Origin of the sequence: Rothia koreensis, from assembly GCF_004136575.1 — a bacterium.
GTDB classification, from domain to species: domain Bacteria; phylum Actinomycetota; class Actinomycetes; order Actinomycetales; family Micrococcaceae; genus Rothia; species Rothia koreensis.
Map to the genome: position 1 here is coordinate 16,774 of NZ_NOIQ01000025.1, position 12,160 is coordinate 28,933.

5 protein-coding genes are annotated in these 12,160 nt (G+C 66.2%); 2 read left to right on the top strand and 3 right to left on the bottom strand.

Going from position 1 to position 12,160, the window contains the following annotated elements; translation table 11 throughout:
- Window positions 1–292: 292 nt before the first annotated feature.
- Together EWU68_RS11940 and EWU68_RS11945 are read right to left on the bottom strand one after the other, a co-directional pair.
- A complete protein-coding gene (locus tag EWU68_RS11940; protein ID WP_129316362.1) occupies window positions 293–1,660 on the bottom strand; it encodes an FAD-binding oxidoreductase in 1,368 nt (455 codons plus the stop codon).
- Between the two features lie 64 nt (window positions 1,661–1,724).
- Window positions 1,725–5,114, bottom strand: a complete 3,390-nt coding sequence (locus tag EWU68_RS11945) for an NAD-glutamate dehydrogenase domain-containing protein (protein WP_129316363.1) — start codon at window positions 5,112–5,114, stop codon at window positions 1,725–1,727.
- A 281-nt stretch (window positions 5,115–5,395) separates the two neighbouring features.
- On the opposite strand from EWU68_RS11945, the gene EWU68_RS11950 reads away from it, so the two are divergent.
- Together EWU68_RS11950 and EWU68_RS11955 are read left to right on the top strand one after the other, a co-directional pair.
- A complete protein-coding gene (locus EWU68_RS11950) occupies window positions 5,396–5,773 on the top strand; it encodes a YidH family protein (RefSeq protein WP_129316364.1) in 378 nt (125 codons plus the stop codon).
- Window positions 5,770–6,117, top strand: coding sequence for a DUF202 domain-containing protein (locus tag EWU68_RS11955; RefSeq protein WP_178980510.1), 348 nt, complete (start codon window positions 5,770–5,772; stop codon window positions 6,115–6,117). Before EWU68_RS11950 ends, EWU68_RS11955 begins: the two co-directional genes overlap by 4 nt.
- A gap of 329 nt (window positions 6,118–6,446) precedes the next feature.
- Here EWU68_RS11955 and EWU68_RS11960 read toward each other — a convergent pair whose 3' ends face one another.
- Window positions 6,447–11,441: an NAD-glutamate dehydrogenase gene (locus EWU68_RS11960; RefSeq protein ID WP_238692450.1), complete on the bottom strand. Its 4,995-nt coding sequence runs from the start codon at window positions 11,439–11,441 to the stop codon at window positions 6,447–6,449.
- Between the last annotated feature and the right edge of the window lie 719 nt (window positions 11,442–12,160).

The following is a 12,160-nucleotide window of genomic DNA, read 5'->3' on the forward strand; positions in this document are numbered from 1 at the left end:
CGCAGGGGGTTACCCGATGGGGAGGCGTTTCCCGACCACATGCGGCACTCTAGCCCCCACCCAACGACGGAAACTGCCACCTCAAAGGTCCGCTCCTGCACAAAGTTGCCACCTCGGGGGGTCCCGTCCCACCGAGGTGGCATTCTCGTGCGATTCCTCCCGCGAAGTGGCAATTCCGTGCGGAAATCGGGGCCAAAACCGCACAAGATTGCCACCTCGAGGGAATTACCGACGCCGCCGCCCGACGCCGCCCGCCGCTGGCCCGCCGCCGGAAGCCACCAAGAGACCCCGGCTAGATCCCGCGGCCGGGCGTCAGGATGCCGTGCGGATCGAGCGCAGCCTTGAGGGCTCGTTGTGCCCGGAGGGTCGGCTCGTCGAATTGGAGGGGCAGTTCGCGATACTTGAGGGATCCGATGCCGTGTTCCCCCGTGATCACGCCGCCCAGGCTGATCGCGAGTTCGGTGATGCGGTCCACGACCTTCTCGGCCGCGGCGCGGTCTTCGGGCGTTTCGTCGGACTCGACAGCCGGGTGCAGGTTGCCGTCGCCGGCATGGGCCAGGATGGAGACGCCGCGGCCCGCTTCTTCGGAAATGGCCTGCACACCCCGCATCATTTCGACCAGATTCCCGACCGGCACCCCGACGTCGCAATGGACCGCGTAGCGGCCCGCCATGAGCGCGCCGTTGGCGATCCTCCGAGCTTCGAGCAGGTCGTTGCCTTCCTGGATCCGGGTCACGGTGGCGCCCATGCGTTCGCACGCGGCCACCAGGATCTCCGCGTCCCGCTGCGCCGTCGGGCCCACCGTCTGTCCCAGGAGCAACGCCGCCTCGGGCTGCGGAAGACCACTGGGTTCGAACTCCTCGATGAGGCGCGCGCAGATTGCATCGATCAATTCGAGCATTTCGGGACGCGGATTCGAGGAAACGATCGAGGTCACGGCACGACCGGCCGCCTCGACGGTGTCAAAGCTCGCGCAGAACGTCCTCGGGGTTCCTTCCGGAACCGGTTTGAGCCGAACGGTCGCCCGGGTAATGACGCCCAGTGTGCCCTCCGAACCCACGAAGAGCGGCGTCATGTTGAGCCCGGTGGCGTTCTTGATGGTTCTGGCCCCGGTATGGATGATGCTTCCGTCGGCCAGGACGACGTCGAGCGCCGCGACCGAGGCCGCGGTGGTCCCGTGGGCGATGCACCGGAGTCCGCCTGCGTCGGTCGCGATGTTGCCGCCCACCGTGGACAGGTGGACGCTCGACGGGTCAGGGGCGAAGAACAAGCCGTGCTTCCGGGCGCGCTCGTCCAGGTCGGAGGTGACGACTCCGGGCTCGACGTCGGCCAGTCGGTTCTCCACGTCGATGTCCAGCACGCGATTCATCGCCTCCAGGGACACCACGAGTCCGCCGGGATAGGACACCGCGCCGCCGGACAGTCCCGAACCGCCGCCCCGGACCGACACCGGGGTCTTCGTCTCGTTCGCCCAAGCCAGGGCAACCGAGACGTCGTCGGCGGATTCCGCGAGGACCACCCCGAGGGGCTGGCCCTCGGCCACGGCCAATGACCGGTCCTCCGAGAAGTCTCGGAGAGCCTCGGCGGACGTGAGGAACCGGCTCCCCAAACGTTGCCGCAATGGCTCGACGCTGGCGGTGGCTGTGTGCGGGGTCGTCATTGGCCCTCTCCTGATTGTTTGGGGCCGCGGGGTGCCCTCGCCGGGCGCCCCGCGGCGGGGTGTTCTAGAACTCTCCCGTCGGGTGGAGCAGCGTCCGGACGGCAACCGAAAGGGTCGCCAGATCGACGGGCTGCGAGCCGCCCGAGTAGCCCTGGATCTCGAGGTTCATCTCGTCGGTCAGACGCGCGATGCTCGGAGCATAGGCCGGGTGCTCGTTCTCCCACTGGAGTAGAGCCGACCGTGCCTCGGCCGGATCTTGGGGCCTCTCGGATTCCGGAAGGTCCTTGAGCACACGCTTCGTGAATTCCTCGCTGGCCTTGTACAGATCGGACCTCAGGGAGGCCCGCGCAATGGATTCCCAACGACCGACCCGGGGCAACTCCGTCACCGCGGCCAGCAGCTCGTGGACCGCGTACCTGTCCACCACGGCGAAGTACATCAGGGCCGCCTGGCGGGGCGCCAGCCCTGACTCCTCGGCGACGACGTCGACATCCAGCAGGGTCAGGGACTCCCACAGTTGCGCCCAGGTGCGGGCCAGCTCATCGGGCAGGCCCCATTCCTCGGCCTGTTCGAGACGCCGGCGGATCGAGGCCTCGGACTTCTGCCCGACCAGGCTCGCGACGTCGTCCCGCAGCGCCACACCGGGAGCGAGCTCCTCGATGGCTCCGGCGATGACGTCCCCGCCCTCGGACTCGTCCTTGCGCGCGACGACGCCGTGGCGGATGGCCCAACCCACAGCACGGTCGGTGAACCGCTGGATGTCTTGGATGACGGTCCTCCAGGCCTCGGGGTCGGCATCCGCCGGGATGTCCCGGTGGAGCTTCCGGAGGCCCCTCAGATCGAACAGTTCCCGGATCACGAGGAAGGCGCGGGCGACCGTCAGGACGGACGCACCGGTTTCCTCCATGACGCGGTAGGCGAAGACGATGCCCGCGGTATCCACGATCTCGTTGGCCACCCGCGTACAGATGATCTCGCGCCGCAACGGGTGCTCCCCGAAGTAGTCGGCAAACCGTTCCGTGACCGGCCGCGGGAAGTACTCGTGGAGGACTTCCTCCAACCAGGGGTCGTCGCCGAATCCTGCATCCAGGAGTGCGTGGGTCAGCTCGATCTTGGAATAGGCCGTCATCACGGACAGTTCCGGGCTGGTCAGCTTCTCCCCGTTCTCACGGCGCTTCCTGAGTTCCTTGTCCGAGGGCAGGAACTCGACCTCACGGTTGAGGTCGGCATGCTCTTCGAGGAAATGAATGAACCGCGAGGCACTGCTATTGGTCGGCCGGGTTCCGAGCCGTTCGGCGTGGAGCAGAATGTTCTGGTCCCGGTTACTGCGCAGAACCAGGTCGGAGACTTCTTCGACCTGCTCCTCGATGAATCCGGCCCGTTCCTCACGGTCGATGTGACCGTGCTCGATCAGACGGTCCACCAGAATCTTGAGGTTGACCTCCCGGTCGGAGGTCTCGACGCCGGCCGAGTTGTCGACCGCATCCGTATTGACCAGGACCCCATTTCTGGCGGCCTCGATCCGAGCCCGCTGGGTCAGTCCGAGGTTTCCGCCTTCGCCGACGACCCTGACCCTGAGCTCGGAAGCATCGATCCGCAGCGGGTCGTTGTCCTTGTCTCCCGCGTCCTGATGGGTTTCTGCGGTTGCCTTGACGTAAGTTCCCGCCCCGCCCGTGTAGAGCAGGTCCACCGGGGCACGGAGTATTTCCGACACGAGTTCGGCGGGCGAGAGCCGCTCGACCTCGTCCTTCAGGCCGAGAGCCTCGCGGACCTGCGGTGTGATGACGATCGACTTGTCGCTTCGCTTGTAGATCCCGCCGCCTTCGGAGATGAGCGACGCGTCGTAGTCGGTCCAGTACGGCCGGGGAAGGCCGAACAACCGACGTCGTTCGGCAAAGGACGTCGCCACATCGGGATTGGGATCCAGGAAGATGTGGCGGCTGTCGAAGGCCGCGACCAGTTTGGTGTGTTCGGACAGCAGCATGCCGTTGCCGAACACGTCTCCGGCCATGCCGCCGATGCCGATGGCCGTGAAGTCCTCACTCTGGCAGTCGACCCCGAGGGACGCGAAGTGCCGCTTGACGGACTCCCACGTTCCTTTGGCGGTGATGCCCATATCCTTGTGATCGAAGCCCACGGAACCACCCGAGGCGAAGGCATCCCCCAGCCAGAAACCGTTCTCTTGGGAGATCGAGTTGGCGAAGTCGGAGAAAGTCGCCGTGCCCTTGTCTGCCGCGACCACGAGGTAGTGGTCGGGCTCGTCCAGCACGACCACGCCCTCCGGGGAGACCACTTCGTGCTCGCCCTTGTCCGTGGTCACCAGGTTGTCGGTGACGTCCAGCAGGGACTGGATGAACAGCCTGTAGGACTCTTCGCCCTCCCTCTGGTAACCCTCCGGGTCCTCATCGCGACCCGGGGCGTTCTTGGGGAAGAATCCGCCCTTCGCACCGGTCGGGATGATCACGGAGTTCTTGGTCATTTGGGCCTTGACCAGACCCAGAATCTCCGTGCGGAAGTCGTTGCGACGGTCGGACCACCGCAACCCGCCGCGAGCTACCTTGCCAAACCTCAGGTGGACGCCCTCGACGCGCGGCGCATAGACCCAGATTTCGAAGGCCGGTCGCGGAAGCGGCGCTTCCTCGATCTTCCGCGGCAGCAATTTGAGGGCAATGGTTTCCTTGCCGAGGTACGCATTGGTGCGGACCGTGGCCGACACGACCTCCGTCATTGTCCGCAGGAATCGGTCCTGGGAGAGATCAGCGACGTCGTCGAGAGCCGCGCGGATCTCTCCCCGAACTTCCTCCTGCTTTTCGCGGCGGCGCTCGGCCGACGCCCCCTGCTCCCACTCGGGGTCGAACCCCACGCGGAACAGCTGCACGAGCAATTTGGTCACCAGCGAATTCTGGACCAGGGTGTCCGCCATGAAGGGGCGGCTGTACTCGGTTCCGAGCTGCAACAGATACCGGCAGTACGCGCGCAGCACGGCGACAGTTCGCCACGGCAGGGATTCGTACAGGACCAGCCGGTTGGCCGCACCGGGTTCGGCACGCCCGGCGAGCACCGCGCACAGGGCATCCTCGGCGAGGGGAAGAACTTCGTCGACGTCCACGCCGTCGGGGAACACGACCCCGAAATCGTAGAGGGCGAACGTTGCGCCGTCCTTGGTGTGCACGTCATAGGGAATCTGGTCGACCACGTGGAGCCCCAGATTCTGCAGAATCGGCAGGAGATCGGACAGGGCTCGCGGCTCACGAAGGTAGACCCGAAGGCGAACTTCCTTCTCGGCGATTCTGTTCTGGTCGTCGTCCGCCGAAGGGCGGAACAGTCTGGTCGCGGCAGGACGATCGGGGCCCGCTTCCGCGAGGTCCTTCAAGATCGAGGCATCGACCTGCTCCTCCGGGAGCTCGTACCGCACACGATCAACTGTGGTTTCGGCCTTCTCGTGGTGAGCCATCCGACTCCCCCTTCCCTCCGGTCTTCGGCCATGAACATGGCTCAAGTTACTTTTTCCCAAGGTTAGGACCCATGACGGTCTGCTGAGGATCTCAGCCCAAGATGTGGAAAGAGGTTACGCAGGCTCAGTATTGGTCTTCGTGGCTGCGGATGTCTCCCGTGGGCCCGTGGGTGAGCTCGCAGACGACCTCGGTTCGGTGCATTTCATGACGCCGCCACCGGTTCCGGTGACGGGTCACACGGGGCAATATATGGTGGGAACGACGTCGATCCGGAGGATGTATGAGCGAAGAAGCCAAGGACCGTGACTGGGCCTCCCGCACCGTCCTCCCTGGTGGTTCCGAGCCGGACCCCCGGTTCACCCTCGCCAACGAGCGGACGTTTCTCGCGTGGATCCGGACTTCTCTGGCTTTCCTGGCCGGGGGCATCGCCCTGGAGACCATTGGCGACGGCGTCTTTCCCGAAGGGGTCCACCGCGCTCTGTCGATCCTGGTCATTGCCATTGCATTCCTGATCAGCCTGGGTGCCGCCGTTCGGTGGTGGAAGACCGAAAATCGGCTTCGACGAGGCAAGCCTCTGACTCTGCCCCTGATTGTTCCGCTCCTGAGCCTCGGAGGCGCGGTGGCGGCCTGCCTGATTCTCGGGATGGTCCTGGGGTGAGCGTTCACGACCGCCCCCATCCCGACGCCCCGGCCGACGCCGGCCTGCAACCGGAACGGACGGTCCTGTCATGGGGACGGACGCTCCTGGCCGTCGGCGTCGTCGGCGCCGGATTCCTGCGGTGGCTGCCGCACTTCGGTTGGTGGGTGGTCCTTCTGACCGTTCTCGCATGGGTCATCGCCGCCGCGATCCACGCAACCCAACGACGCCGCTACGGCCGCCACTCCCGCGGAGTGCGCCACGAGAGCCTGTCGGCGGACCCGGTCGCCGTGCTCTCGACCGCCGCGGCCGTCGCGGGCCTGTCGCTCGCCGGCATCGCGATCGTGGTGATCACGCGCGGCTGATCTTTCGCGCCGAGGTGGCAGTCCCGTGCGTCCCTCACGCCGAAGTGGCAGTCCCGTGCGTCTTTCACGCCGAGGTGGCAGTCCCGTGCGTCCCTCACGCCGAGGTGGCAATCCCGTGCGCCCTTCACGCCGAGGTGGCAGTTTTGGGACGCAATCGCGAAGATTCGGTCCCAAAACTGCCACCTCGCGAGGGCCGCCGCTCACAACTGCCACCTCGCGAGGCCGGCCGCTCAAAACTGCCACTTCGGCACCCGCGGCACCCGCGGCACCAGCAGCACCACTTCGGCACCCGCAGCACCACCCGCGGCACCACTCGGGCGCCCGTAACGTTAGATCAGGCCGCGCAGGGTGCGCACCGCGACCGACAGGGTCGACATGCGCGGAGCGGATTCCGCTCCGAGCTCCTGGTCCAGTTCGCCCATGAGGCGCTCGATCCGCGAGGAGTGCACCGGGTGTTCGCTCTCCCACGCGTCCACGAGTCTTCTCGCCGCAACGGAGTCCGCTGGCCACGACGACGCGGCTCCCCCGCCGAGTTCTCCCTGGGTGACTTCCCGGGACACCGTGACCGTGAGCGCCGCGACCGTCTCGTACAGGTCCGACCGCAACGATGAACGCGCCAGGGTCTCCCACCGATCCTCTCGTGACAATTTGGAGACGGCGACGAGCAACCGGTCGATGTCGAACCGGTCCGAGAGGGCGTAGTACAACAGTGCGGACTCGCGGAGGTCGCACTCGGTCTCCTCGTTGAGGGTCGCGATGTCCATGAGCGGGTACACGTCGAGCAACCGAGCCCAGCGGGCGGCAAAGTCCGCGGGAATCCCCCAGGACAGGGCCTGCGCCTCGCGCTCGTCCAGGCGCTTCCGGGCGCTCGAACCGAGCAGCTCGGGGACCTCCGGAGCGAGCGCGAGCGCTGGTGCGTACCGGTCGATCACGGCCTTGATCTGCAGGTTCTCCGGGACCTCGGTGCGCAGATCGCCGGTTGCCAACGAGCCTTCGTTGATCAGCCAGCGGGTCGCGCGGTCGACGACGCGCTGGATCTCCCGGGCGATGGAACGCCAAGCGGTCGGCTCGATGTTCGCCGGCAGTTCCCGGTGGGCCGCCATGAGATCACGGATGTCGAAGAGCTCGCGGGTCACCAGGAAGGCGCTGGCCACCGTCGCCACGGAGGCGCCGGTTTCTTCAACCGCCCGGTAGGCGTAGGTGATCCCCGCCAGGTCGACCATTTCGTTGGCGACTCGGGTGCAGATGATCTCCCGACGCAGCGGGTGGTCGTCCAACTGCTCGCCGAACCGTGCGGTCACGGCCTCCGGGAAGTACTCGTCCAGGATCTGCGAAAGCCACGGATCGTTGCCGAACCCACTGGTGAGCAGCGAGTCGGAAATGTCGATCTTGACGTACGCGGTGAGCACGGCAAGTTCCGGCCCGGTGAGCCCCCACCCCTCGGCGACGCGTTCTTCCAACTCGTCGTCGGTTGGGAGGAACTCGATCGCACGATTGAGCCCCGCGGCTTCCTCGAGATGATCCATGAGGCGGGCGGCGGTCGCCGTCGTGGGCATGGTGCCCATACGTTCTGCCTGCAACAAGCCGTTCTGTTCCCGGTTGGTCTCCAGGACGAGGTTGCGGACGGCGTCGGTCTGGGCCTCGATGAACGACGCCCGCTCACCGGGGTCCAACAATCCGCGGGAGACCAGGCGGTCGACCATGATCTTGATGTTGACCTCGCGGTCGGAGGTCTCGACGCCGGCCGAGTTGTCGATCGCGTCCGTGTTGACCAGAACACCCTGGCGAGCGGCCTCGATGCGTCCGAGCTGGGTCAGGCCCAGGTTGCCGCCCTCACCGATCACGCGGGCACGGATATCGGCACCGTTGACGCGGAGCACGTCGTTCGCCTTGTCCCCGACCTGCGCATTCGTTTCGGTCGACGCCTTGATGTAGGTGCCGATGCCCCCGTTGTAGACCAGGTCCACCGGGGCCTTGAGGATGGCCGAGACCAGGTCGGCCGGGGCAAGCTGGGTGACCCTCTCGTCCAGCCCCAGGACCTTCCGGATCTCCGGGGTCAGGGAGATGGACTTCTCGGACCGGGAGAAGACCCCGCCCCCTTCGGAGATCAGGGACCTGTCGTAGTCCTGCCACGAGGAGCGCGGAAGGTCATAGAGCCGTTGACGCTCGGCGAAGGACGACGCCGCGTCGGGCGTCGGGTCGATGAAGATGTCCCGATGGTCGAAAGCGGCGACCAGGAGCGTGTGTTCCGAGCGCAGCATCCCGTTGCCGAAGACGTCGCCGGACATGTCGCCGATGCCCGCGGCCGTGAATTCCTCGTTCTGGCAGTCGATGCCCAGCTCCGCGAAATGCCTCTTGACCGATTCCCACGCCCCACGGGCGGTGATGCCCATGGCCTTGTGGTCGTAGCCCACGGAACCGCCCGAGGCGAACGCGTCACCGAGCCAGAATCCGTATTCCTGAGAGATCGAGTTCGCGAGGTCCGAGAACGCGGCGGTGCCCTTGTCGGCGGCAACCACGAGATAGGTGTCGTCGCCGTCCAGTGCGACGACGCCCTCCGGCGTCACGACCGATTCCTCTCCGTTCTCCGCGGTCACCAGGTTGTCGGTGACGTCCAGGAGCGAGCGAATGAAGAGACTGTACGCGGCCCGACCCTCGGTCATCCACGCTTCGCGGTCCGCCGCGGGATCGGGCAGCTGCTTGGCGAAGAATCCGCCCTTGGCCCCGGTCGGGATGATGACGGCGTTCTTGACCATCTGGGCCTTGACCAGGCCGAGCACCTCGGTCCTGAAGTCCTCGCGACGATCCGACCAGCGCAGGCCACCGCGGGCGATGTCGCCGAAGCGCAGATGCACACCCTCGACTCGGGGCGAGTAGACCCAGATCTCGTACTTGGGCCGCGGCAGCGGGGCCGACGTGATCTGCTGGGGCATGAGCTTGAAAGCGATCGCCGGACCCTGCTGGTACGCGTTGGTCCGGACGGTCGCCGCCACGACCTCCGCCAGGGCCCGGAGCATCTTGTCGGCGTCGAGTGTGGGCACTTCATTCAGGGCCGACTCGATTTCCTCCGTGATCTCTGCGCGCCGTGCCTTGCGCTGCTCCACGGTCTCCCCCGTGGACGGATCGAAGCTCGACTCGAAGAGCCGCACCACCAGGCGTGTGACACCGGGATTCGCCAGGAGCGTGTCGGCCATGAAAGCGTGGGACAGCCCCGTCCCCAGCTGGACCAGGTACCGCACGTACGCGCGCAGCACGGCCACCGTGTGCCACGGAAGCTTCTCCGCGAGCACCAGGCGGTCCAGCGAGTCGGATTCGGCGCGCCCGGAGAGCACGGCGCACAGGGCGTCCTCGTAGAGCTCTCCGATGTCCTCGGGGTCCACGCCGGCGGGGAAGGTCACCCCGAAGTCGTACAGGAGGAAGTCGCTTCCGTCCGCGGTCGAGAGGTCGTAGGGCTTCTGGTCGATCACGGTCAGGCCGAGATTCTGCATGATCGGCAGGAGCTCGGTCAGCGTCTTCGGTTCGCGCAGGTACGTCTTGAGGCGGTATTCCTTCTCGACGCCGTTGCCGTCCGACTCCGCGCGAGGGCGGCCGATGCGCACAGCGGCCGGGCGCTCCGGACCGGAGGTCTCGAGGGACTCGAAGATCCCGGCGTCGGCGACGGCCTCGGAAATTTCGTAGTCGGCACGGTAAGTGACCGGGGCGGCGTCGAACCAGCGCTTGGCGATGGTCGCGCCCGGGCCGCCCAGGGCGGCTTCGAGGGATTCGGGCCAGGAGCGGGTCGCGTCCTGCAGCTTCTTCTCGAGCTCGGCGACGTCGATGTCCGGAATCTGGTTCGGCTCGGACAGGCGCAGGCGCAGGAAGAGGCGAGCGAGGGCCGACGCCGAGTGCTTGACCTCGAAGTCGATCGACGCCAGGTTCATGGCCTCGCGGAGGACATTCTCGATGCGGATGCGAACGCCCGTGTTGTACCGGTCACGGGGCAGGAACACGACGGCGGAGACGAAGCGCCCGAACTCGTCGGGGCGGAGGAACAGCCTGGTGCGGCGTCGTTCCTCGAGCCCGATGATCCCGGCGAAGGTCTCCGTGAGGGAGTCCTGATCGGCTTGGAGCATCTCGAGGCGCGGATAGTCCTCGATCATGCCCGTGAGCGTCTTGTCCGAGTGCGATCCCGGCTGGAATCCCAACCGGTTCCGGATCACCCGGGCCCTCTCACGCATCAAGGGGGCCTCCGTGGCCGGCAGGGAATAGGCCTGGAGGGAGAACAGCCCCAGGATCACGTATTCGCCGACGACGCGCCCATTCGCGTCGAAGTCGCGAATCCCGATGTAATCCAGGTATTCGTGGCGGTGGATCGTCGACCGGGAATTCGCTTTGGTCACGTAGACGATCTTGGAATCGCGCGCATTGTCCTGCGAGAGACCCGTGAGGTGCTTGACCCGGTGGTGGACCGATTCCTCGGCGTCGTCGTGCTGATCGGAGAGGATGCCGAGACCCGTGCCCGGCCGGTCGGAGATGGTCAGGCCGTCGGGTCCGTCCTTGAGGTCGCGTTCCTTGTACCCGAAGAACAAGAAATTGTCCCGGGCGACCCAGTTCAGGAACTCCTGGACCACCTTGGGGTGTTCCGCCGCATCGGGGGTGTTCTGGGAATTCTCCCGACCGGGTTCCGGCAGGTTGCCGACCCGTTCGGAGAGGTTCAGGACCTTGTCGCGCACGGCTTCCGCGTCGGCATCCGCATGGCGGGCGTCCCGCAGAACGGATTTCACGCTCTCGACGACGTTCTGCGCCGTGGCTTCGTCATCGCACCCGAGCAGTTCCACCGAAATCCAGGACTCGATCGCGCTCTCGCGACCGGCGGCAGACCCCAGGCTGGGCAACACGGCGGTGTCACCGCTGGCCACCTGCTGCTTGAGGTTCAGACCCCGCAGACTCTCGATCACGCCCGTCTCCTTGTTCCTGTGGACCAGGAACAAGGGGTGGAACAGTGCGTTCGAGCCGCCGTAGGAAGCAGCGATCTCTGCGGTGATCGAGGATACGAGAAATGGCATGTCGTCGGTGACGACCATGAGGATCCACGAGGCTCCGTGGTGGATGACCTCGATGTTGGTGCCATTCGGTTCGCGGGTCTCGGCCAGTTTGCGGTGCAGTTCCGCCCGTTCGACCAGTTCGGCCTCGCTGAACTCGGCGACATCGTCTCGGGTTGCGTGCTGATAGTACGTGGAGATCCAGGACTCTCCGTCCCCTCCGTCTGCTCCGTGCGTCCCCTTCGAGCCGGTGAGGCTCGCGGACTCGGGTTCGGTGGGATCGGACTGCTGGTTTAAGGGCACGTCAATTACCTTCCTCGGAAGACTGGACCACCTCGTTGTGGTCGTCTTTACCTGACCAAGGATACTCATCCCGCCTCCGGAAATTCAGCCTGGCCCGGGGCGAGTTTTGCTCTGGGCAACATTTGTTGTCCTGCCCGGGTGGATGGTCCGCCTGGGGGTGTGTGCGTCGCGTGAGCGCGAGGCGGGCGCGACGCGGGCGCGAGGTGGGCGCGAGGTGGCAATTTCGAGCGACCTCCTTCGCCGAGGTGGCAGTTTCGTGCGGTTTCTCCGCCGAGGTGGCAATCACGTGCGTCTTCTCCGCCGAGGTGGCAGTTTTGGGACTGAATTCGCTGATTTCGGTCCCAAAACTGCCACCTCGGCACGCACGGCGCACGTGGTTGCCACCTCGCGGGCTGGGGCGGCCGAGTTCCGGCGTCGTCGGGCGAAGCGACGCGGGGTGGGACGACGTCGGGCGGCGTCGGCCCCCGCTCCGGACCCGCGAGGTGGCACTCACGTGCGCCTGGCCGCCCGAGGTGGCACTCACGTGCACAAAACAGGCCAAAACCTGCACAAATCCGCCACCTCGGCGGAGAAACCGCACGAAATTGCCACCTCGAGCGGACTCCCCCTGGAACCCGCCAGCGGACCCCCTGGAACCCACATGCGGACGGCCCTCCGGACCCCGCTCGCGGACACCCCGGACACCCCGGAACCCACCCCTGGACCTGTCTCTTATACAC

What these genes read in the sequence shown, in the direction of transcription:
- EWU68_RS11940 (WP_129316362.1), bottom strand. Translation starts at nt 1,660, where the DNA reads ATGACGACCCCGCACACAGCCACCGCCAGCGTCGAGCCATTGCGGCAA.
- EWU68_RS11945 (WP_129316363.1), bottom strand. Translation starts at nt 5,114, where the DNA reads ATGGCTCACCACGAGAAGGCCGAAACCACAGTTGATCGTGTGCGGTAC.
- EWU68_RS11950 (WP_129316364.1), top strand. Translation starts at nt 5,396, where the DNA reads ATGAGCGAAGAAGCCAAGGACCGTGACTGGGCCTCCCGCACCGTCCTC.